The organism is Saccharothrix sp. NRRL B-16348 (assembly GCF_001280085.1).
Lineage (GTDB): Bacteria > Actinomycetota > Actinomycetes > Mycobacteriales > Pseudonocardiaceae > Actinosynnema.
In genome coordinates, this window is sequence record NZ_LGED01000240.1 from 23,158 (window position 1) to 45,196 (window position 22,039).

Below are 22,039 nucleotides of genomic sequence, written 5' to 3' on the forward strand. Positions count from 1 at the left end.
GGGCGGCGGTTCTCAGCCAGTGGTACCTACCATCGGGTCGTGTCCGTCCCATCCTGGTTCACCACCTTCCTGAGCACGTTCCAGCGCGCGTTCGCCATCGCCGTCGTGATCGCCCAAGGCGGCATCGCGGTCACCGGCTCGATCGTGCGGGTGACCGGATCGGGCCTCGGCTGCCCCACCTGGCCGCAGTGCTTCGAAGGCAGCCTCGTGCCGGTCGAGCACCCCGAGGTGGCGTCGCTGCACCAGTGGGTCGAGTTCGGCAACCGGACGTTGACCGGCGTGGTCGGCGTCATCGCCGGGCTGTGCGTGCTGGCGGCGTGGTTCAACCGGCCGCGGCGCAAGCGGGTCGTGGTGCTGGCGCTGGTGCAGTTCGGCGGGGTCGTGCTGCAGGCCGTGATCGGCGGGTTCACCGTGCTCACCGGCCTGCTGTGGTGGACGGTGAGCGTGCACTTCCTGGTGTCGATGGCGCTGGTGTGGTTCGCCGTGCTGCTGGTCGCGGCGCTGGGCGAGGGTGACGAGCCCGCCCGGCCGCGCGTGCCGCGGGCGTTGCTGGCGTTGCAGGTCGTGCAGGCCGTGACGCTCGGGCTGCTGCTGATGGCCGGGACGTTCGTCACCGCCGCCGGACCGCACGCGGGCGACGCGGCCACCCCGCGCCTGGACGTGTCGGTGGACACGTTGTCGCAGGTGCACGCCGACCTGCTGTTCCTGTTCCTCGGCATGCTCATCGCGCTGGGCTTCGCGTTGCGCGGCCAGCCCGTGCCGCGGCGGCCGTACTACGCGTTGGTGGCCGTGGTGCTCGCGCAGGGCTCGCTGGGCATGGTCCAGTACTGGACCGGCGTGCCCGAGGTGCTCGTGTCACTGCACGTGCTGGGCGCGGGCGCGGTGGTCGTCGCCACCGCGGCCCTGTGGGTGTCGACCCGCGAACGCCCTCACCGCGAGGACGCGGGCCTGCGCTCCCAGACCGCGGGCAGCTCCGTCGCCAGCCACGTGTAGAGGTCGTCCACGGTCCGCAGCCGCACGGCGCGTTCCGGGTCGCCGCTCATCAGCCGCATCCCGGCCTCGGTCAGCTCCCGCACGCTCACCAGGGCGTCCAGCTTGCGCTGGATCAGGTCGACCCACCGCTTCTCGTTGATCCGGTACTGCGCCGCCTGCCTGCCGCGGCGCGTCCGCTTCGTCACCAGACCGGCGTTGACCAGGAACTTCAGGTTCGTGCTGATCGAGCCGCTGCTCGCCTCCAGCTCCTGGGACAGCTCGGCGGCGGTCCGTTCCGTCGGCTGGCACACCAGCAGGTAGCCGAGGATGCGACCGCCGATCAGCGGGATGCCCTCCTCGGCGAAGTGCGCCGCGAACCGCTCGATCCACGCCGACAACCGCGTTTCCCGTCCGACGCTCATCCGACCCCCTCGGCTCGACGTCCGACTCTTCGGTCGGCACTGAAGCCACGATAGGTCGTGTGCTGATCATCACGCAAAGGTGGCGCGCCGTGCTGAGCGTTGAATTCAGGGCTCCTGGACGTAGGACACGCGTGTTCCGAACGTAGGACACGCGCGGTCTGGAGGTAGGACTCACGCGAGCTGGAGGTAGGACTCTCGGGTCAGAGGCGGCGGAGGCCGGCCAGGACTCGTTCCATCAGGCCCAGGTCAGGCAGTTCGCCGTCGGTGGTCGCGGTGCGGTGGACGTCGATCAGGCCCCGTTCGGCCATGTCGCCGAGCAGCACCTTGGCCACGCCGAGGGGCAGGCGCAGGAGGGCGGCGATCTCCGCCACCGACCGCGGCCTGGCCACCAGGGCGATCACCTCGTGGTACTCGGCCTTCATGGCTCCCGGGTAGTCCCAGTCCACCGCCGACACCAGCGTCTCGATCTCCAGCTGGAACGACGACGTGGTCCGGCCGCCGGTCCACGAGTAGGCGCGGACGATCGACGCCGCCTCCTCGCGCGGGTACTCGAAGTCGTCGTCATCGTCGAAGACCGGCCGGTGGGGCTTGGTGTCCCCCGGCTCGGTCTCGTGGCGCTCGGGCTTCGGCTGCTCCTGCTTGCGACGGCGGGAGGAGTCGAGGCTGAACCCGTTGAGCAGGGCGGCGAACGTCTCGTCCGACGCCCCGGTCTCCTCGTTCCGGTCCATGACCACCTCACGCAGACGGGCGGGCCATCATCCGCTTCGCGCCGTGGAGCTGGGCGCGCAGCTCGGGGGTCAGGAGCTGGCCGACCTGGTCCACGACCACGGTCATCTCGTAGGCGACCTGGCCGACATCGGCGTCCGGTGCGGCCAGCACCGCGAGGCACGAGCCGTCCCTGATGGACATCAGCAGCATGATCCCGTACTGCATCTCGATGACCGAGCGCAACACGCCGCCGCCGTCGAAGCACCTCGCCGCCGACTCGGTCAGGCTCGCCATGCCGGCCGCGATCGCGGCCAACTGGTCGGCCCGGTCGTCGGGCAGCCCGTTGGACGCGGTCAGCAGCAGGCCGTCCACCGAGATCACCACGGCGTGGGCCACCCCGGGCACGCGATCGGCGAAGTTGCTCACCAGCCAGCCGAACTGGTCGACCTGTCGCGACTTCTGCGTGCTCATCCGTTCTCCTGCCCAGCTCGATTCTCACCGGAACCCCGCACACCTTGCCGGATCCCGGTCTGGTAGCTGGCGAGGAAGCCGCGTGTCGCCTGCGGATCCCTCCGTACGGGTGCCACCGCGTCGGGCGCACTCGGCCGTTCGGCCACCAGATTGGTCCGCGGCTGCCTCTTGGGCAGTTCCGCCGGAATGTCGTTCACGGGCTTGTCGTTCACGGGCGCCTCCCCGCGCGCGTGGATGTCCGCGGCGCGGTGCCGCGCCGGTTCCCCCTGCCCGGACGGCGCCGGTGCGCCGCCGAACCAGGTCGAGGCCGTCCGGCGCGGCGGTGAGGCCGGCGCGGCGGGCGGTGTGGCGGCCGGCTCGTCGACGGTGCGCCCCCGGAACGGGGACCACCCGTCGTCCTTCAGCGGCACGGCGGGCGGCAGGACCGGCTGCGGCAGAGCGGGCGGCGGCACGGCGGCCCGCGGCAGGACCGGCTGCGGCCCGGTCGACGGCGGCAGCGCCGGCTGCGGACCCGTGGCTCGCGGCAGGGCCGGCTGCGGCCCGGTGGGGTAAGGCGTCGTGGAGTGCTGACCACCGGCGTGCTGCCCGGCGGAGTCGGAAACCGAGGAGTAAGGAGCGGAGTGCGTCACCGTCGTGTGCGGCAGAGCAGGCAGTGGCACAGAAGAAGGCTGTGCGCCCGCGGCGCGTGGCAGGGCGAGCTGCGCGCCGGTGGACGGGGACGGCGCCGGGATGGACGCCTGGGCGGCCAGGGCGCGGGACGGCGTCGAGCCGGTCGGGCGCACCACCTCGGCGGGCAGCGCCACGACCGCGCGCAGTCCGTCGCCCTGCTCGCGCAGCCCCACGTCGATGCCGTGCCGCCCGGCGAGCCTGCCGACCACGTACAGGCCGAGCTGGCGTGACACGGGCAGTTCGCCGGAGTCCTCCGACGCGGCCAGCGCGATCCGGCGGTTGGCCTGCGCCAGGTCCTCCTCCGACATGCCGACGCCGACGTCGACCACGTCGACCAGCACGCCGCCGCCGGGCCGGGGCCGTCCGCCGACGATCACCTGGGTGCGCGGCGGCGAGAACGTGGTGGCGTTGTCCAGCAGCTCGGCGACCAGCCGGACCAGGTCGCCCGCGGCGTAGCCGACGACCTCGACCGACGGCGTGGTCTGCACGACGACCCGCTGGTACTGCTCGATCTCGGACGCGGCGGCGCGCAGCACGTCGCCCAGCGGCACGGGGCGGGTGAAGCGGCGGGCCACGTCGCTGCCGGACAGCACCATCAGGTTCTCGTTGTTGCGGCGCATCCGGGTGGCGAGGTTGTCCAGCTTGAACAGGTTCGCCAGCTGCTCGGGGTTCTCCTCCTGCCGCTCCAGCTCCTCCATGAGCTTGAGCTGCCGCTCCACCAGGCCCTGGCTGCGGCGGGACAGGTTGATGAACGCGTTGCGCATGCCGGTGCGCAGGTCGGCCTGCTCGGCGGCGGAGCTGACCGCCTGCCGGTGCACCGCGTCGAACGCGCGCGCCAGCTGGCCCAGCTCCTCCCTGGTGTGCACGGGCACCGGCGTGACGCTCACGTCGTGCGCGGCGTTCTCCCGCAGCTGCGCCACCAGGGTGGGCAGGCGGTGCTCGGCGACGTCCAGCGCGGCGGTGCGCAGCGCGCGCAGGGAGCGCAGCAGGTAGCTGCCGATGACGTAGCCGACCGCGGCGGCGGCGAACATCGAGGCGAGCAGGATCACGGACGCCGCGCCCGCCCGGTCGCTGGTGGCGTCCTGCAGCCGGCCCGCGGTGGCGGTCAGCTGGCCCTCCAGCGACCGCAGCACGATGCCGATCTGTTTGAGGGTGGCCTCTGAGCCGCGGTTCCAGTCGTCGGCCTTGACGAACAGCTCCACGGCGGTGGAGTTGACGCGGACCTGCTGGAACAGGCTGTTGCGGAGGTCGACGTCCTGGCCGGACACGGTGCTGCGGTAGTCGGCCTGCTGCTGCGGCGTGGCGACGGCGGAGAAGTCGGCCAGCTTGTCCTGCTGGCGGGTGTAGGACTGCTCCAGCGCGGTGACCTCGGAGTCGAGCAGCCGGACGCGGCTGATGCCCGCCTGGACCGTCGCGTGCTGCCAGGACACCTGCTCGCCGGCCATGGCGAGGTTGTGCAGCGCGGTCGCGGTGCCGGACAGCGCCGGGTCGCCGAAGTCGCCGACCATGGCCTGGTCGAAGTCGAGCAGGGCGCGCAGCACCACGGTGTAGCCGCCGATGGCGCCTTCCAGGTCGACGCTGCCCGACACCACCCGTTCGCGCAGCTGCGGCAGGCCGTCGAGCTGGACGACCACGTCGCGGAACCGGGCGTTGGCGACCTCGCCGAGGGTCGTGGTGCGCTCCATCAGGTTCCGCACGCCGGCGGCGGCGTTGTCGGTGGCGCGCGTCAGGTCCCGGAAGTCGGCGTCGGTCACGCCGGCGCCCTCGGCCCGCTGCGCCGACCGCGCGCGTTCCGCCTGCACGCCCGCGATCAACGGGTCGATGCCGGCACGGAGCGTGACGATGCGCTGCATCGAGGCGTAGGTGTCGGCGCTCTTGACGTACCCGCGGATCTGCACCACGCCCGCGCCGACGGCGACGAGCACGGGCACCGCCAGGACGGCGGCGAGCTTGACCGGCAGGCGCCAATTCCGCCAGTCCGCGACGGCCTTCCACCACTGCCCGCGCGCGTTGTTGTCGCCAGTCACCAGACAAGCCCCGGAAAGTCCGTAGTTGTTTCGAAGTTGAACGACGTCGACGTATTGATGACCGACGAGCGTGATGTTGCTGGGCGGATAGTAGGTGGTGGACAGGCGTGGGACAACGACCTTGCGGTAGGTCCTCATCCGATCGGCGCAGCGTGACGACCCGGGGTGGCTCGGACGCCAATCGAGACAACGGTCCGGCATCGACTGAGCAGCGGTGACACGACCGTTGGCGTCACGTCGTTGACTGGCGGCCCAACGCGGTTACGCTGAGCGCTCGCCGGCGGCCCGCGCATCCGCGTGCACGGCGAGGCAAATCCCCGTGGAGGATTGATGACGAAGGCGATCCTGCCTCCGACGGATTCCAGACCCGCTCGCGGCGGGCGCGGCTTCGCCACTTTCGACGACCCGGGGTCATCCCTGTTGGTCGACGAAGCGGGCGACCCGGACTTCGTCGCGCTACAGGCGAGCGCTGATTTCCGCGAGCTCCGCCGGCGGACAGCGATCTTCGTGGTGCCCGCCACGTGCGGGTTCCTGCTGTGGTACCTGGGTTACGTCGCGCTGTCGGCGTACGCGCCGGACTTCATGGGCACGCCGGTGTGGGGCGTGATCAACATCGGCCTGCTGTTCGGGCTGCTCCAGTTCGTCTCCACGATCGCGCTGACGCTGGGCTACGCCCGCTACGCGCGGCGCAAGCTCGACCCGCAGGTCGACACCGTCCGCTCGCTCACCGCGGAGGACCAGGCCTGATGGGCGGCAACACCGCGATCAACCTCGGCGTCTTCGGCGTCTTCGTGTTGATCACCCTCTACATCGTGTACCGGGCGGGCAGCCGCAACGCCACCGCGTCGGACTACTACGCCGCGGGCAGCAGCTTCACCGGGCCGCAGAACGGCATCGCGCTCTCGGGCGACTTCCTGTCCGCCGCGTCGTTCCTCGGCATCTCCGGCAGCATCGCGGTCAACGGCTACGACGGGTTCCTCTACTCGATCGGCTGGGTCGTGTCCTGGCTGCTCGGCCTGATGATCATCGCGGAGCGGTTGCGCAACACCGGCCGGTTCACCCTCGGTGACGTGCTGGCGTTCCGGATGAGGCAGCGCCCGGTGCGCGCCGCGGCGGCCAACGTGACCCTGGTGATCTCGCTGTTCTACATGATCGCGCAGATGGCGGGCGCGGGCGCGCTGATGGCGCTGCTGCTGGACGTGCACAGCAAGGTCGGCCAGTCGGTGATCATCGCCGTGGTGGGCATCGTCATGGTGCTGTACGTGCTGCTGGGCGGCATGAAGGGCACCACGTGGGTGCAGATCATCAAGGCCGTCTTCCTGATCATGTGCGTGACCCTGCTGACGGTGTTCCTGCTGGGCAAGTTCGGGTTCAGCCTGTCGGCGATCCTGGAGACGGCGTCGCGGAACACGCCGCTCGGACCGGAGGTGCTGGAGCCGGGCGTGCGGTACGGCGCCACGCCGACCAGCCGGCTCGACTTCATCTCGCTGGCGCTGGCCCTGGTGCTCGGCACCGCGTCGCTGCCGCACGTGCTGATGCGGTTCTACACCGTGCCGAACGCCCGCGAGGCGCGCCGTTCGGTGGTGTGGGCGACGTGGATGATGGCCACGTTCTACCTCTGCACGCTGGTCATCGGGTTCGGCGCGCTGGCGCTGGTCGGCTCGAAGGAGATCGCGGCGGCGCCCGGCGGCGAGAACTCGGCCGCGCCGCTGCTGGCCTACGAGGTCGGCGGCGCGGTGCTGCTCGGCGTGGTGAGCGCGGTGGCGTTCGCGACGATCCTGGCGGTGGTGGCCGGGCTGACGTTGACGGCGTCGGCGTCGTTCGCGCACGACGTGTACGCGAACGTGATCAAGCGTGGCCAGGCCGACCCGCGGTCAGAGGTCCGGGTCGCCCGGTTGACCGCGGTCGTGGTCGGCCTGCTGGCGATCGCCGGCGGCATCGCGGCGAACGGGCAGAACGTGGCGTTCCTGGTGGCGCTGGCGTTCGCGCTGGCGGCGTCGGCGAACCTGTCGACGATCATCTACTCGATGTTCTGGAAGCGGTTCAACACGCCGGGGACGCTGTGGGCGGTGTACGGCGGGCTCGGGTCGTGCATCTTCCTGCTCGCCTTCTCCCCCGCCGTGTCCGGCGCGAAGTCCTCGATCTTCCCGGACGTCGACTTCGCCTGGTTCCCGCTGAGCAACCCGGGCCTGGTGTCGATCCCGTTCTCGTTCCTGTGCGGCTACCTCGGCACGATCCTGAGCAAGGAGAAGTCCGACCCGGCCAAGCAGGCCGAGATGGAGGTCCGGTCGCTGACCGGCATCGGCTCCGGCCTCAAGTAACGGCCCGTCGCGCGACACCTGTCGGGTAACGCCTCCGACCGCGAGTCGGATATCCCGGACCAACGGGACATCCGACCGGACGGAGCGTGGTGGTGGACGGTTTAGAGGTGCGGCAGGCCGCGGTGGCGTCAGGATCGGCGGACGTGCTCCAGGCGGGCCGCGACCTCCACGTCCATCAACGGCCTGCCGTGTCCGGACCAGGGCGCGGCTCGGCGGCCGTGCCCTCGGGGCAGCTCGACCACCAGGTGCGCGGTCGGGTCGACCTGTTGGCGGAGTTGGGTTCGCGGGTGCGCGCCGGCGGCCACGTGGTGGTCCTGCACGGCGCGGGCGGGTACGGCAAGACGACGCTGGCGCTGGCCGAACAGGTCCGCGACGAGGTCGTGATCTGGTGGGTCGACGCCACCGGCGCCGCCGCGATCAGCGAAGGGCTGCGCGAGGTGGCGCTGCGGGCGGGCGCGAACGCGGAAGCCGTCCGCGCGGCGTGGTCCGGTGAGATGTCGGCGCCCGACCTGCTGTGGCGCGAACTCGACCGGACGCCTTGGCCGTGGCTGCTGGTGCTGGACAACGCCGACGACCCCGAGGTGCTGGGGTCGGCGGCCGCGGGCCGGGGCTGGCTGCGGCACCCCGGACCAGGACGGACCGTGCTGATCACCAGTCGGGACGGCGGCGCCGCGACGTGGGGCAGGCGCGCGGCGCTGTTGCCGGTGCGGCAGTTGGCCGACGACGACGGCGCGGCGGTGCTGCTCGACCTCGCGCCGGACGCGGGCACCGATGCGGAGGCGCGGGCGTTGGCCGGGCAGTTGGGCGGTCTGCCGCTGGCGCTGCGGCTGGCCGGCACCTACCTGGAGTCGACCGCGCGCAGCCCGGCGTTGCCCGGTTTGTCCGTGCCGCGTGGTTTCCGCGAGTACTCCGCGGCCTTGGCCGCCCGGTTCGTCGAGTCGACCGAGGCGGTGAGCGCGGGGTCGCGGCACGAGCGGCAGGTGCTCAGCCGCACCTGGGAGCTGTCGCTGGACCTGCTCGCCGAACGCGGACACCCGTTCGCCCGGCCGTTGTTGAGGTTCCTGTCCACGCTGGCCGCCGCGCCGGTGCCGTACGCGTTGCTCGACGCGGCACGCCTGGCCGAATCACCGGTGTTCGGCGGGCTGACGCCGCAGCGGCTGGCGGACACCCTCGGCGCGTTGCTGGGCATGGGATTGGCCGACCAGAACCCGGGCGCCGTCGTGCTGCACCCGCTCCTGCGCGAGATCAACCGGCACCAGGCCGACGCGCTGGACCACGCGGCGCAGTACCGGTCGGCCCGGCTGTCCGTGCTGGACGGCGCGACTGGCGGCCTCGACCCGGCCGACCCGGCCGGGTGGCCTCGCTGGCACATGCTGTTGCCGCACTGCGCGGCCGAGCACGAGCACGACGAGCTGGGCGCACGCGTGCACCGGCGCGCCGCGCTGTACTGCGAGGCGGCCGGCAGGTACGGGCTTTGCGAGGACCTGTACCAGCGGGTGCACCGGGTGAACTCACGGGTGTTCGGCGCGGACCACCCGGTCACCCTGGAGTCGCACCACCACGTCGCCGACGCCCTGCGCATCCGCCGCGCGCTGGCGGACGCGGAGCGGGAGTACCGGCACGTGCTGGCGGCGCGGACCGAGGTGCTCGGCGCGGGCCACCCGGACACCCTGGCGACCCGGCACGACCTCGCCAGGGTGCTCCACCAGCGGGGGGACACCCGGACGGCGTTGGCGGAGTACCGGGAGGTGTTGGCCGGGTGGGAGGAGTCGCTCGGACCCGACCACCACCAGGCACTGCGCACCCGGCACCGCGTGGCGGGCACGCTGCGGGCGCTCGGCATGCTGGACGAGGCCCTGGCGGAGTACCGCGTGGTGCTCGACGCCCGCACGTCGGCACTGGGGCCGGAACACCGCGACACCCTCGACACGCGGTACGACGCGGCGGGCGTGCACCTCGACCACGGCGACTTCGACTTCGCGCTCGCCGAGTACGAGGCCGTGTTCGAAACGCGGCGGAGGCTCTTCGGCACGGAACATCCCGTAACGCTGTCGGCCGCGCACAACGTCGTCTACACGATCTGGAAGCGCGGCGATCTGCCTCTCGCCGAGAGCGCGCACCGCGAACTGCTGGCGGTCCGCACCAGGGTGCAGGGCAGCGAGCACAACGGCGCGCTGATCACCCGGGCCAACCTCGCGGGAGTGCTGCACGACCTGGGCCGCCACCCGGAAGCGGAGGCCGAACTGCGGGAAGTGCTGGCGATCCGCAAGCGGGTCCTCGACGTGGACCACCCGTCGACGCTGATCACCGGGCGGCTGTTGGCGCGACTGCTGATCCGCACCGGGCGGATCGCCGAAGCCGACTCGATGTGCCGGTACCTAGTGCCGGCCGCCGTCCGCGTGTACGGGCCGGAGCACCCCAGGACCTTGCGGGTCCGGGCGACGTTCGCCGACGCGCTGCTCGCCGGCGGCCGGCGGGCCGAAGCGGAGGCGGAGTACCGGGACGTGCTGGCGATCGCGCGGGAGCGGTTCAGCGCCGGGCACCCGGTGATCACCGACGTCGGCGCCGCGTTGGCGAAAATGGGCTGACCGGCCTACCGCCGGGCGAGGGCCGCCCGGACCGCCGAGGCGAAGCGGAGCGGTGCGGTGGCGTCGGTCTGGCGGAAGCCCAGCGAGGGCTCGACCAGTTCCAGCTCCAGCAGCAGCGGCGCGCCGTCGGCGCCCGGGATCAGGTCCACCCGCGCGTACAGGAGTTCGTCGCGGCGCAGGCCGATCAGCGCGGAGGCGGCGTCCATGACGTCCTCGGCGACCCGGCGTTGCGCGGGTGACGGCGCCGCGCCGGACAGGCGTTCCACCACGTACAGGCCGGACTCGTCGAACTCGGCGTCCGCGGTGAGCATGGCGCCCTTGGTGAACGCGTGCGAGTACTGGCCGCCCAGGAACACCATCGCGGTCTCGCCGACGGAGTCCACGTGCGACTGGTACGGCTGCACGAGCGCGGGCACGCCCAGCGCGTCCAGGTGCGCGGCGGCCGTCTCGTGGTCGCCCGCCGCCACGCGCAGCGCGCCGCGGGAACCGGCGCCGACGGTCGGCTTCACCACGAACTCGCCGTCGGGCCAGTCGGTGAAGCCGGGCCCGGCCACCGCCGTGGGCACGACCGGCACGCCGTGGCGCGCCAGCTCCACCAGGTACGTCTTGTCGATGTTCCACCGCACCACCGACGCCGGGTTCACCAGCGCGGGCTCGGCGTCGCACCACGCCAGGAACTCCGGCAGCCGCTCGGGGTAGTCCCAGGTGGACCGCAGCACGACCAGGTCGGCCTGCGCCGGCGCGCCCCACGCCGTCCACTCCGCGTGCACGCCGACGTCGGCGAGGGCGTCCACCAGGGCGGCGTCGTCGCCGTCGCCCTCGGGCAGCGTGTCGCAGGTCGCGAAGAGGACCTTCATCGGCCGGCCATCTTCCGCCGGTGCGCCGGCCCGATCCGCACCGCGGCCGTCGTCTCGCGGTCCCACTCGTGCCGCTCCAGGTCGGCGACGGACTCGACCAGCGCCTCCGCCGACGCCACGTCCGGCAGCACCACGTCGCCCATGGCACCGTCGTCGCCGACCAGCACGACCCGCGCGCCCGCCCGCCCGACGTTCTGCACGACCGCGCGGGCGGGCTTGCCGTGCGCGGCCACGAACGCCGTCGCCGTCTTCACCGCGCGCCCGATCCTCTTGTCCTCTGCCACGTCGGCCAGACTAGAACCTGTCGGTAGCTTCCGCGCACGTGACGACACTCACGGCCCTGGTCAGGACGACGACCACACCGTCGACCAGACCGATTCGTAGGCCTCGACGAGCCACTTGTCGGCCCGCGCGTGGTCGGGCCGCTCCGGCAGCGACGAGTCCGCGGTCAGCTCCTCCAACCGGGCCTCCAGCGACTCGGCCGCGTCCATCGCCTCCTGCTGCGTGTGCCGCCCCTGCCGCAGGTCGCGGATCCACGTCAGCCACGGCTCGGGCATCGGCAGCGTGATCCGGCCGGTCTCCAGCAGCTCGACGCCCTGGACGCCCAACCGCACCATGTGCGCCGCGTACTTCGTGTCGTAGCCGTGCCGCGCCACCAGCTCGGGCCGGTTGACGCGCTTGGCCACCGTGCCGTCGACCATGCGCCTGCGCTGGCTGTGCAGGTAGCCGATGAACCGACGGCCCGCCAGCCGGGACACGATCATGTCCGCGTTGTCGCGCAGGTCGCGCCCCAGGTCGGTGACCGAGACGATCTCGTGCTCGGGCGCGAACAGCGGCAGCAGCACGGTCGGGTTGCCCTGCAGCGCCAGGCGCAGCCACTTCCTCAGCGAGTACACGACCAGGTCCAAGTCACCGGCGGCGGACGGGGTGTTCAGCACGCCCGTGCGCTCTTCGGCGCTGCGGTAGATGTACTGCTCGAAGCGGCGCAGCCCGATGACGAACTCCGGCGGCTCGACGCACACACCCATCTCGTCGCGGTCGTCGGTGCCCTCGATGGCGGTCCCGTGCACGCCCGAACCCACCTGCGTGCGCAGGATCGTCGCGCGCCGGGCGATCTCGGCGAATTCCGGGTTGTTGTGCTTCACGGCCATTCTCCTGTCGTGGACGCCGAGAACTTAAAGCGTCAACAGGCAAAGCCCAAGGGAATTTCGGCGGCCTCCCGGACCGCCCGGCCGCCGGGTAGCTTGCGGGTCGTGACCGATACCCCCCACCTCACCCACCTGGTCGAACAGTTCCTCGCGTGGCACTTCGACCACAACCCGGGCACCGCCGCGATGCTCGGCTCACTCGCCCACGACCACACCCTCGGCGATTTCAGCGCCGGCGCGTTCACCGAATACGAACGCGGCGCGGACGCGTGGCTCGACCGGTTCGCCGCGGCCGGGGCCGACGACCTCCAGGGCTCGGTGGACCGGGACCTCGTCGTCGCCGTGCTGCGCGGCGTGCGGGCGAAGGCCACGTGGCCTTCGTGGCGGCGCGACCCGTCCGTCTACACCACCGCGGTGCTGTACCCGTTGTTCAGCGCGTTCCTCAACCGGCTGCGGCCGGAGCCGGAGCTGGTGGCGAGCGTGGTGAAGCGGCTGGCCGAGGTGCCCGCCGTGCTGGCCGCGTGCCGGGCGAACCTGGACCGGGGGCTGGCCGCGCCGAAGATCGTCAAGCGCGCCGCCGACCAGGCCCGCACCGGCCGGGCGTTCCTCACCGCCACGCTGCCCGCCGAGGTGACCGACCCGGCGCTGCGCGCGGAGCTGGCCGAGGCCGCCGAACCGGCCGCGCGGGCGTTCGACGAGCTGGCCGTGTTCCTGGACGAGTTCGCCGACCGCGCCGAGGGCGACTGGCGGATGGGCGAACAGCTGTACTCGACGCTGCTGCGCGAGCAGGAGGTGCTGGGTTACGGCGCCGCGGAGCTGCACGAGCGGGGCAAGGCCGCCTACGCCGAGCTGGACGCCGAGATGCGCGAGCTGGCCGGCACGGACGACTGGCACGCGGTGATGGCGTCGTTCCAGGACGACCACCCGCCGACGCCGGAGGCGATGCGCGCCGAGTACGAGGCGGAGACGCGGCGGGCGCGGGCGTTCCTGGTCGAGCACGGCCTGGTGACGTTCGCCGAGGGCGAGGAGTGCCGGGTGGTGCCGTCGCCCGCGTTCCAGCGCCCGGTCCTGTCGGTGGCGTCCTACATGTCGCCGCCGCCGCTGACCGACCAGCGGACGGGCCACTTCTTCGTGCCGTTCCCGCCGGACGGGTTCACCGCCGAGCAGACCACCCAGCGGCTGCGCACCAACTCCCGCGCCCAGCTGGCCACGATCGCGGTGCACGAGGCGTACCCCGGCCACCACTGGCACCTGTCGTGGCTGGCCGCGCAGGACCGGCCGGTGCGCAAGGTGTTCCGCACGCCGTACTTCTCCGAGGGCTGGGCGCTGTACGCGGAGAAGCTGCTGCGCGAGCACGGCTACTTCACCGCCGAGGTGGTCGGCGACGCGGCCAAGGCGCGGGCGCAGGAGTTGGCGCACGTCGAAGCGCGGTTGTTCCGCGCGGCGCGGATGATCGTGGACACCGCGCTGCACTGCGGCGACATGACCGTCGAGGAGGCCGAGGAGTTCATGACCACGAAGGCGTCGCTCACGCCGGGCACGGCGACCGGCGAGGTCAGCCGGTACTGCGCGTGGCCGACGCAGGCGCCGTCGTACCTGACCGGTGCGTTGGAGATCGAGAGCATCCGGTCCGAGTACACGGGGTCGCTGCGCGAGTTCCACGACACCATCGCGGGCGCGGGCGCGCTGCCGCTCGGCCTGGCCCGGAAGGTCGCTCTCGGCAGGTGAGACACGCCGGCGGAGGCGGTCGGAAGCGGAACACGCCGACCACCGCGGCGGTTGGCGTACAGACGTACGGACAGAGCAACAGGAGGACGACACGATGCCCAAGGCAGTGGTGGTGCGCGCGACCGGCGGACCGGAAGCGCTGGAGTTCACCGACGTGGAGGCGAAGTCGCCCGGCCCCGGCGAGCTGCTGGTGGACGTGGCCGCCGCCGGGGTGAACTTCATCGACTGCTACCACCGCGAAGGCCGCTACCCGCTGCCCCTGCCGTTCGGGCTGGGGCAGGAGGGCGCCGGCCGGGTGAGCGCGGTCGGTCCGGACGTCACAGGGTTCGCGGTGGGAGACCGCGTGGCCTGGGCGCAGTCCCTCGGCAGCTACGCGGAGCAGGCCGTGGTGCCCGCCAAGGGCGCGGTGCCGGTGCCGGACGGCGTGGACGACGACACGGCCGGCGCGTTGCTGCTCCAAGGCCTGACCGCGCACTACCTGATCGCGTCCGCGTACCCGGCGCAGAAGGACGACACGGTGCTCGTGCACGCCGCCGCTGGTGGTGTGGGGCTGCTGCTGGTGCAGCTGGCCAAGGCACGGGGCGCGCGGGTGATCGGCACGGTGTCCACCGCGGCCAAGGAGGAGTTGGCGCGCGAGGCGGGCGCCGACGAGGTGATCCGGTACGACCAGGTGGACTTCGCGCCCGAGGTGCGGGAGCTGACCGACGGCGTCGGCGTCGCGGCCGTGTACGACGGCGTCGGCGCGACCACGTTCGACGGGAGCCTGGCCAGCCTGAAGCCGCGCGGCGTGCTGGTGCTGTTCGGGGCGTCCAGCGGCGCGGTGCCGCCGCTCGACCCGATGCGGCTCAACAAGGCGGGCTCGGTGTTCCTGACCCGGCCGTCGCTGGCCGCGTACGTGGCCACCCGCGAGGAGCAGGAGTGGCGCACCGGTGAGCTGTTCGCGGCCGTCCTGGACGGTTCGCTGGCCGTGCGGATCGGCGGGCGCTACCCGTTGGCCGAGGCACGGCGGGCGCACGAGGACCTGGAAGGCCGCCGCACCACCGGCAAGCTGCTGCTCATCCCCTGAGCGCTCCTGCTTCAAGAGCCGGCAGGCGTCGAAGTGAGGAAGGGGCGGTCCCGGCGCGGGACCGCCCCTTCCGTCCGTCCGGTCGTGCGCCGGTCAGCCCTCGACCTTGACCGCGTCGACCACGAAGATCAGCGTCTCGCCGGGCTGGATGTCGCCCTGCCCGTTCGGGTAGCCCTTGTCCGACGGCACGACGAGCAGCCGGCGACCGCCCTCCTTGAGCCCGATCAGGCCCTCGTTCCAGCCCTTGATCACGTTGGCCTGGCCGATGTTCTTCAGCTCGAACGGCTCGCCGCCGTCCCAGGACGCCTCACGGGTCTGCTGGTCGCGGAACGTCGCCAGCACGTAGTGCAGCTGGGCGGTCGAGCCGGGCTTGATCTCCGGGCCGGTGCCCTCGGCCAGGTCCTCGACCACCAGGCCGTCCTGCGGCGTGCAGCCCGTCGGGACGGTGATCGTCGGCTTCTCCCCCGGCGCGCCGGTCACCTGGTACTGCGTCACCTCGCACGGCGGGCCGCTCGGCTCCGGCAGGTCGGCCTCGGTGGGCTGACCCTCGGGCTGCGCGGCGTTCGCGGACGGGGTGTTGGTCAGGGTGGACGGCCGGTCGCTAGCGGTGCACGCGGTCAGCGCCAGACCGGCGGACAACAAGGAGACGAGAGCCAGGGCCGTACGGCCGACAGTACGCATGGTTGCCGAGCTTAGGGTTCACGCCCGCGCGCCGCGCCAGGGGCCCACCAGCAGGCCCAACGCCGATCACGGTGCGCTGTCAACGGGCCGCGAAACAATCCGCAAATGTGCCACTAATTACCGCTTCCGCCGTTGCGTACTCGCGCGTACAGTAACTCCGCGCACTTGATCGCATACCGAGAGCATTCGGCCGTTCGAGTGCCCACCAAGGAGGTGACATCGTGTCCGCGGAGCCGAAGGGCGTCCGCAGCAACCTGTTACAGGAATTGTTCTGGACCAGAACAGGGCTGCTCCTGCTGAGCCTAGTCGTCACTTCCGGAAGCACTCTGGCCATTTCCAGCGCAATGGATCAAGGAGCGCTGCGCACGTTCCTCACGTCGGTCGGCACCGGCACGTTGATCTCCGCCGTGGTCGGTTTCGGGCAGACGCTGATCACCAGTTCGGCCGCGCAGCGCGCGTTGGTCACACCGGTCGTGGAGGAGAGCCGCAAGGCGCTGCGCGACCTCACCGCCGAGTACCGGGCCCTGGACCGCGAGTTCTTCCCCACTCACGTGTTCGAGCCGACCGCACGGCCCGACCCGGCGTTCAACCAGGTCATGATGCAGGACCTGGAACGCACCCGGCTGTACGTGTTCCGCGGTTTCGCGGGCCGGTACGCGGCCGGCCGACTGCTCCTGTCGCAGTCGGAGTGCGAGCTCAAAGCCGTCCTGGCCGATCCACGGGACGACGACGCGATCAGCGGGCGGGCACGTTACCTGCTGCGCAACGAAGGCGTGGACGGCGACTACGACGCGATCGCGGCGAGGTTGCGCGAGCAGATCTCCATCGGCCTGGTCGGCCTGTTCCTGGCCCGTGGCCGGTGCTCGCGGATCGACCTGACGATCGTGTCCGACCCGCCGTTGGACCGACTGGAGCTCTTCGACGACAGCGTTTGGCTCACCCTCTACAGCAACACCAGCGCGGGCGTCATCCGGCTCTACCCGCGCACGGTGCGGTTCGCGGAGGGCTCGTTCATCTACGGGATGGAACGCGCCGAGTTCCTGCGCATCAGCAATTCCAAGGCAGGGCTCCACATCGTCATCACACCGGGCACCAGTCGATCGGACTTCCTCGCCCTGTTCGAGAAGATCACCGGCAACCCGCTCACCGACGACGGGTTCCGGGCACTCGAGGAGAAGTTCCACCGATTCCGCAAAGAATTCTCCGCCTCCGCTCAGCTGGGGAGCTGATAAGTCGTGCTCACCGAGTTCACCGGGTTCTCCGCCCTCGCGGAGCTCGCCACGCTCATCGCCGTGGCCGACCCCCCTGTCGTCGACCACTGGGGACACGTCGAGAGGCGTTTCCAGGAGTGGGCGGGCCGACCCGGCCTGCGGGAGAGGCTGCGCGGGCACCTGCGCGCCCTCTCACCGCAGGACGAGATGCGCGTGGTGGCCAGATCCCGCGAGACGACGACCCACTTCGCGTGGTGCCTGCGGGACGAGCCGGCCGAACCGTTCACGTTCTGGCTGCACGAGTACAAGCCGCAGCGGGACTGGCGGCCGGGCTACGCCGACTCGATCCACAACCACCGCTACCACTTCTGCACCACCATCCTGTCGGGCTCCTACCTGCACGAACGCTTCACCGCGGACGTGGCCGACAACGGCAGGCAGATCGTGTCCACCACCCTGCTGCGCAGCGCCGAGGCCCACGAGGGCGCCTCGGGCACGATGCTCGCCCACGAGTTCCACCGCATCCCGAAGGCCGCCGACGACACCATGACGTTCCTGGTCAAGTCGCGCGCGGTCAGCCCGTGGAGCCTCAGCTACGACCCCGACACCCGGACCAGCCACCGGCACGTGCCGGTCGAGGCGAGGTTGGAGGACCTGACGAACAACCTGTAACCCGCGCCAAGGATCATCGCGCGCCCCTACCATCGGCCCACCCGGCACGGGAGGGTCCAATGAGTACGGTCACGAAGGCAGTCACGGCGCACGCGATCTCCGAGGTCGAGGGCGAGGTGTGGCTGCTGTGCCGCGACCTCGCCGCGAAACTGCAGTTCCACGGCTGGCACCACGTCAGCTTCGTGCGGGACAAGGCCGTCCACTTCGCCCGGCGCAACGGTTCGGACGTGTCGCTGGTCGAAGTGGCCGCCCTGGTCCACGACGTCAACTACATGGTCCGGCGCAACTCGCTGCCGGTCGACGGCAGGCGGCTGCGCCTGGACATCCTGGCGCGCGCGGGCGTGCCGGACGACGTCGCGGCGAGGGTCGACGAGGTGGTCGAGGAAGCCGAGATGCGCACCCGCCACCGCGACATCTCGCTGGAGGCGCAGGCGCTGTCCGACGCGGACACGCTGTTCAAGGCCCTGCCGGTGACACCGGTGGTGCTCGCGCCCAAGTACCTCGAAGAGAACGGCATCACGCTCAAGGAGCTGGCGCACAAGATCGTCGGCGAGCAGCGGGGCAAGCACGACGACGGGTACTACTTCTACGACCCGGAGGCGGCGGCCACCTACTCGCGGTGGGCCACGGCGAACTTGGAGCTTTGGTCGTGCATCGTGGAGTCGCTGGACGACCCCACCGTCACCGAACTCCTGTCAGCCGTCTCTTAGAACACGACCACCAAGACGCGCCCACCGCACCACCGCCGAGGTCTCTGTCGCCCATCCGGTCCACGACGGACCCGCAACCGCCCCGCAGAGGCCCGATTTGACATGGGTTCGGGTGCTTTAGGCTGGTCGAAGCCGGGCAGGCTTGGCGGACGCTCTTCCCGCCAAGCCGGACTTGAGCGAGACCACCGGAGGGCTTTCAGCCCAAGCCCGAAAGATCAAGAACCGAAAGATCAAAAGCCAAAGAGTCCTCGCCGGACGGGCAGATCAACAGGATGACCCAACTGCCCGGTCAAGCGCCGGGTCCGTTGTTGGTCCGGGTTTCGTGTCATCCCACCGACCTCCCTCCGGGCTACCACACGCGTCAAGGGGGCGCGCGACATCAGTGCAAGCCGCGGGCATCGGTGAACACGCGCGCCCCCTTGACACGCGCGGTAGGGCAAAGCCAGGTCGGCGGGATGACACGAAGCCCTCCCTTTGTGGGGAAGGGCGGAGGGTGTGCCAGGTCAGAACGGCCAGCCGAGGGCCGGGAGGCCGATCACGGCGTCCACGGCCAGGCCGCAGAACACGAGCATCAGGTACAGGTTCGACATGTGGAAGAACTTCATGGTGTTCGTCGAACCCCCGCGGCGGACGACGCCGTGCAGGCGGTGGGCGAAGACGGCGAACCACACGCCTGAGATCGCGGCGATCGCGACGTAGATCCAGGAGGTCACCGGTGCCAGCAGCAGGGTGCACACGACCGTGATCCACGAGTAGATGACGATCTGGCGGGTGACCTGCTGGGCCGTCGCCACGACCGGCAGCATCGGGACGCCGGCGCGTGCGTAGTCCTCCTTGAACTTCATCGCGAGCGCCCACGTGTGCGGTGGCGTCCAGAAGAAGATCACGCCGAACATCACCAGCGCCGGCCACGCGACGGTGCCGGTCACGGCGGACCAGCCGATGATCACCGGCATGCAGCCGGCCATGCCGCCCCAGATGATGTTCTGCGACGTGCGGCGCTTGAGCACCAGGGTGTAGACGAAGATGTAGAAGAGGATCGTGGCCACCGCGAACACGGCGGACATCAGGTTCGTGGTCAGCCACAGGAACCCGAACGACACGACGCCCAGCACGATGCCGAAGATCAGCGCGTTGCGCGGCGGGATGGTGTCCTTCGCCAGCGGTCGGGCGCTGGTGCGCTTCATCACCGAGTCGATGTCGGCGTCGACGTAGCAGTTCAGGGCGTTCGCCGAGCCCGCGGCCAGGGTGCCGCCGGCCAGGGTGCACGCGATCAGCCACAGCGGCGGGAGGCCGCGGGCGGCCAGGAGCATCGCCGGGATGGTGGTGATCAGCAGCAGCTCGATCACCCGTGGCTTGGTCAGCGCCACGTAGGCGCCGACGACCTGCCGGGGCGACCGCGCCGGAGCCTCGGTGACGGCACTCATGGCGTCGCGCTCCTCGTCAGGTCAGGGGATGGACAGATGGTAACCGCGCGTTGTCCGAGCAGCCCGTTCGGGTACTCCCTGAACGCACCATCCACGCCTGTGCGTACACCCACAGAGCGTGAGTGGTACGAGCGTCCGCTCGTCGGACTAGGCTGGCCGGCGGACCTTGGTAGCCGCGGATCGGGCCTGACGGGATCGATTAAGTTCACGCCGGCCGTCACAACCGCCGCCTAGTGAGTTTGGAGCTGGAAGTCAGTGTCCGTCACCGATGACATCGCCCGGTTGACCGAAGCCCGCCTGCCCGAAGAGTGGACCGACCTCGACAAGCGCGCGGTCGACACCGCCCGCGTCCTGGCCGCGGACGCCGTGCAGAAGGTCGGCAACGGCCACCCCGGCACCGCCATGAGCCTCGCGCCGCTCGCGTACACGCTGTTCCAGCGGGTCATGCGGCACGACCCGGCCGACGCCGACTGGATCGGCCGCGACCGGTTCGTGCTCAGCGCGGGCCACTCGAGCCTGACCCTCTACATCCAGCTGTTCCTCAACGGCTACGGCCTGGAGCTGGACGACCTCAAGGCGCTGCGCACGTGGGGCTCGCAGACACCGGGTCACCCCGAGGTCGGCCACACGCGGGGCGTCGAGACCACGACCGGCCCGCTGGGCCAGGGCCTGGCGAACGCGGTCGGCATGGCGATGGCCGCCCGCCGCGAGCGCGGCCTGTACGACCCGGACGCGCCGGTCGGCGAGAGCCCGTTCGACCACCACATCTTCGTGATCGCCTCCGACGGCGACATCGAGGAGGGCGTCACGTCCGAGGCGTCGTCCCTGGCGGGAACCCAGAAGCTGGGCAACCTCACGGTGATCTACGACGACAACAAGATCTCCATCGAGGACGACACGACGATCGCGCTGTCCGAGGACACCGCGAAGCGCTACGAGGCCTATGGCTGGCACGTGCAGGTCGTCGAGGGCGGCGAGAACGTCACCGGCATCCTCGAAGCGCTGGAGAACGCCAAGGCGGAGACCGAGCGCCCGTCGTTCATCCTGCTGCGCACGATCATCGGCTACCCGGCGCCGAACAAGCAGAACACCGGCGCGGCGCACGGCGCGGCCCTCGGCGGGGACGAGGTCGCCGAGGTCAAGCGCATCCTGGGCTTCGACCCGGAGCAGACGTTCGAGGTCGCCGACGAGGTGCTGGAGCACACGCGTTCGGTGATCAAGCGCGGCGAGGCGGCCAAGTCCGAGTGGCAGAAGTCGTTCGACGCGTGGGCGCAGGCGAACCCGGAGCGCAAGGCGCTGCTGGACCGCCTGGTCGCCCGCGAGCTGCCGGAGGGCTGGGCGGACGCGCTGCCGTCGTGGGAGCCCGACGCCAAGGGCGTGCCGACCCGCAAGGCGTCCGGTCAGGTGCTGTCCGCGCTCGGCCCGGTGCTGCCGGAGCTGTGGGGCGGTTCGGCCGACCTGGCCGAGTCGAACCTGACCACGATCAAGGGCGCGGACTCGTTCGGCCCGGAGGCGATCTCCACCAAGATGTGGTCGGCCAACCCGTACGGCCGCACGCTGCACTTCGGCGTTCGCGAGCACGCCATGGGCTCGATCCTCAACGGCATCGCGCTGCACGGCCCCACCCGCCCGTACGGCGGCACGTTCCTGGTGTTCAGCGACTACATGCGCCCGGCGGTCCGGCTGGCCGCGATCATGCAGGCCGCGGTCACCTACGTCTGGACGCACGACTCCATCGGCCTGGGCGAGGACGGTCCGACGCACCAGCCGATCGAGCACCTCGCGGCGTTGCGCGCCATCCCGGGCCTCACCGTGCTGCGCCCCGGTGACGCGAACGAGACCGCCGCCGCCTGGAAGGCGACGCTGGAGCAGACCGGCCCGGTGGGCCTGGCGCTGACCCGCCAGAACATCCCGGTGCTCGAGGGCACCAAGGAGAGGGCCACCGAGGGCGTCGCGCGCGGCGGCTACGTGCTGGAGGGCGACGGCGAGCCGGAGCTGATCCTCATCGCGACCGGCTCGGAGCTGCAGATCGCGGTCGAGGCGCGCCGGGTCTTCGAGGCCGAGGGCGTCGCCACCCGGGTGGTGTCCATGCCGAGCGTCGAGTGGTTCGACGCGCAGGACAAGAGCTACCAGGAGCAGGTGCTGCCGTCGTCGGTGAAGGCGCGCGTGGTGGTCGAGGCGGGCATCGCCCAGCCGTGGCAGCGGTTCGCGGGCGACGCGGGCGAGATCGTCTCCATCGAGCACTTCGGCGCGTCGGCGGACTACCAGACGCTGTTCCGCGAGTTCGGGTTCACGACGGAGAACGTCGTCGCGGCGGCCCGCCGCTCGCTGTCCCGGACCAAGTAGAGACTTCAGGGGAGT

The 22,039-nt window shown here is 71.3% G+C and carries 19 protein-coding genes; 10 read left to right on the plus strand and 9 right to left on the minus strand.

Annotation, left to right across the window (positions count from 1 at the left end; all coding sequences use genetic code 11):
* The first annotated feature begins 39 nt into the window (after positions 1 to 39).
* On the plus strand, positions 40 to 993 hold the full coding sequence (locus ADK67_RS37810; protein ID WP_053721376.1) for a COX15/CtaA family protein: 954 nt from the start codon (positions 40 to 42) through the stop codon (positions 991 to 993).
* Here ADK67_RS37810 and ADK67_RS37815 read toward each other — a convergent pair.
* The 4 genes from ADK67_RS37815 to ADK67_RS37830 all read right to left on the minus strand — a co-directional run bounded on the left by ADK67_RS37815 (position 930) and on the right by ADK67_RS37830 (position 5,269).
* Entirely contained in the window at positions 930 to 1,394 is a 465-nt protein-coding gene (locus ADK67_RS37815) for a GbsR/MarR family transcriptional regulator (RefSeq protein WP_053721377.1), read from the minus strand. The genes ADK67_RS37810 and ADK67_RS37815 overlap by 64 nt on opposite strands.
* A 200-nt stretch (positions 1,395 to 1,594) precedes the next feature.
* Positions 1,595 to 2,122, minus strand: a complete 528-nt coding sequence (locus tag ADK67_RS37820; RefSeq protein WP_082404438.1) for a DUF742 domain-containing protein — start codon at positions 2,120 to 2,122, stop codon at positions 1,595 to 1,597.
* Positions 2,123 to 2,129: 7 nt separating this feature from the next.
* Positions 2,130 to 2,573, minus strand: coding sequence for a roadblock/LC7 domain-containing protein (locus tag ADK67_RS37825; RefSeq protein ID WP_053721379.1), 444 nt, complete (start codon positions 2,571 to 2,573; stop codon positions 2,130 to 2,132).
* On the minus strand, positions 2,570 to 5,269 hold the full coding sequence (locus ADK67_RS37830; RefSeq protein ID WP_053721380.1) for a sensor histidine kinase: 2,700 nt from the start codon (positions 5,267 to 5,269) through the stop codon (positions 2,570 to 2,572). Before ADK67_RS37830 ends, ADK67_RS37825 begins: the two co-directional genes overlap by 4 nt.
* Before the next feature lie 330 nt (positions 5,270 to 5,599).
* Here ADK67_RS37830 and ADK67_RS37835 point away from each other — a divergent pair, with 330 nt between their 5' ends.
* The 3 genes from ADK67_RS37835 to ADK67_RS37845 all read left to right on the plus strand — a co-directional run bounded on the left by ADK67_RS37835 (position 5,600) and on the right by ADK67_RS37845 (position 10,178).
* Positions 5,600 to 6,016: a DUF485 domain-containing protein gene (locus ADK67_RS37835; RefSeq protein ID WP_053721381.1), complete on the plus strand. Its 417-nt coding sequence runs from the start codon at positions 5,600 to 5,602 to the stop codon at positions 6,014 to 6,016.
* Entirely contained in the window at positions 6,016 to 7,590 is a 1,575-nt protein-coding gene (locus ADK67_RS37840) for a solute symporter family protein (protein WP_053721382.1), read from the plus strand. Before ADK67_RS37835 ends, ADK67_RS37840 begins: the two co-directional genes overlap by 1 nt.
* A 92-nt stretch (positions 7,591 to 7,682) precedes the next feature.
* Complete coding sequence (locus ADK67_RS37845; protein ID WP_157621324.1) at positions 7,683 to 10,178, plus strand: tetratricopeptide repeat protein; 2,496 nt, start codon at positions 7,683 to 7,685, stop codon at positions 10,176 to 10,178.
* Between the two features lie 5 nt (positions 10,179 to 10,183).
* Here the strand turns inward: ADK67_RS37845 and ADK67_RS37850 are convergent, their stop codons facing one another.
* The 3 genes from ADK67_RS37850 to ADK67_RS37860 are packed head-to-tail and all read right to left on the minus strand — an operon-like array spanning position 10,184 to position 12,180.
* Positions 10,184 to 11,035: an ATP-grasp domain-containing protein gene (locus ADK67_RS37850; RefSeq protein WP_053721384.1), complete on the minus strand. Its 852-nt coding sequence runs from the start codon at positions 11,033 to 11,035 to the stop codon at positions 10,184 to 10,186.
* On the minus strand, positions 11,032 to 11,319 hold the full coding sequence (locus ADK67_RS37855; RefSeq protein WP_197289808.1) for a hypothetical protein: 288 nt from the start codon (positions 11,317 to 11,319) through the stop codon (positions 11,032 to 11,034). Before ADK67_RS37855 ends, ADK67_RS37850 begins: the two co-directional genes overlap by 4 nt.
* Positions 11,320 to 11,379: 60 nt before the next feature.
* Positions 11,380 to 12,180 (minus strand): nucleotidyltransferase domain-containing protein, encoded by an 801-nt coding sequence (locus ADK67_RS37860; RefSeq protein ID WP_053721423.1) that lies wholly within the window; start codon positions 12,178 to 12,180, stop codon positions 11,380 to 11,382.
* A gap of 108 nt (positions 12,181 to 12,288) precedes the next feature.
* Here ADK67_RS37860 and ADK67_RS37865 point away from each other — a divergent pair, with 108 nt between their 5' ends.
* Positions 12,289 to 13,911, plus strand: coding sequence for a DUF885 domain-containing protein (locus ADK67_RS37865; RefSeq protein ID WP_231648552.1), 1,623 nt, complete (start codon positions 12,289 to 12,291; stop codon positions 13,909 to 13,911).
* Positions 13,912 to 14,005: 94 nt separating this feature from the next.
* Positions 14,006 to 14,977, plus strand: coding sequence for a quinone oxidoreductase family protein (locus ADK67_RS37870; RefSeq protein WP_053721386.1), 972 nt, complete (start codon positions 14,006 to 14,008; stop codon positions 14,975 to 14,977).
* A gap of 93 nt (positions 14,978 to 15,070) precedes the next feature.
* Here ADK67_RS37870 and ADK67_RS37875 read toward each other — a convergent pair whose 3' ends face one another.
* Entirely contained in the window at positions 15,071 to 15,658 is a 588-nt protein-coding gene (locus tag ADK67_RS37875; protein ID WP_053721387.1) for an FKBP-type peptidyl-prolyl cis-trans isomerase, read from the minus strand.
* Between the two features lie 221 nt (positions 15,659 to 15,879).
* On the opposite strand from ADK67_RS37875, the gene ADK67_RS37880 reads away from it, so the two are divergent.
* From ADK67_RS37880 to ADK67_RS37890, 3 genes are read left to right on the plus strand one after another with little or no spacing between them, the layout of a single operon-like run.
* Positions 15,880 to 16,887 carry a hypothetical protein gene (locus ADK67_RS37880; RefSeq protein ID WP_053721388.1) on the plus strand — a complete coding sequence of 336 codons (1,008 nt, stop codon included), beginning with the start codon at positions 15,880 to 15,882 and terminating at the stop codon, positions 16,885 to 16,887.
* 6 nt (positions 16,888 to 16,893) lie between these two features.
* Complete coding sequence (locus tag ADK67_RS37885; protein ID WP_053721389.1) at positions 16,894 to 17,541, plus strand: hypothetical protein; 648 nt, start codon at positions 16,894 to 16,896, stop codon at positions 17,539 to 17,541.
* A 59-nt stretch (positions 17,542 to 17,600) separates the two neighbouring features.
* Entirely contained in the window at positions 17,601 to 18,251 is a 651-nt protein-coding gene (locus ADK67_RS37890; protein ID WP_157621326.1) for an HD family phosphohydrolase, read from the plus strand.
* Between the two features lie 503 nt (positions 18,252 to 18,754).
* Here the strand turns inward: ADK67_RS37890 and ADK67_RS37895 are convergent.
* Positions 18,755 to 19,678, minus strand: a complete 924-nt coding sequence (locus tag ADK67_RS37895; RefSeq protein ID WP_053721390.1) for a heme o synthase — start codon at positions 19,676 to 19,678, stop codon at positions 18,755 to 18,757.
* A 255-nt stretch (positions 19,679 to 19,933) separates the two neighbouring features.
* On the opposite strand from ADK67_RS37895, the gene tkt reads away from it, so the two are divergent.
* Positions 19,934 to 22,024: a transketolase gene (tkt, locus tag ADK67_RS37900; RefSeq protein WP_053721391.1), complete on the plus strand. Its 2,091-nt coding sequence runs from the start codon at positions 19,934 to 19,936 to the stop codon at positions 22,022 to 22,024.
* The last annotated feature ends 15 nt before the right edge of the window (positions 22,025 to 22,039 follow it).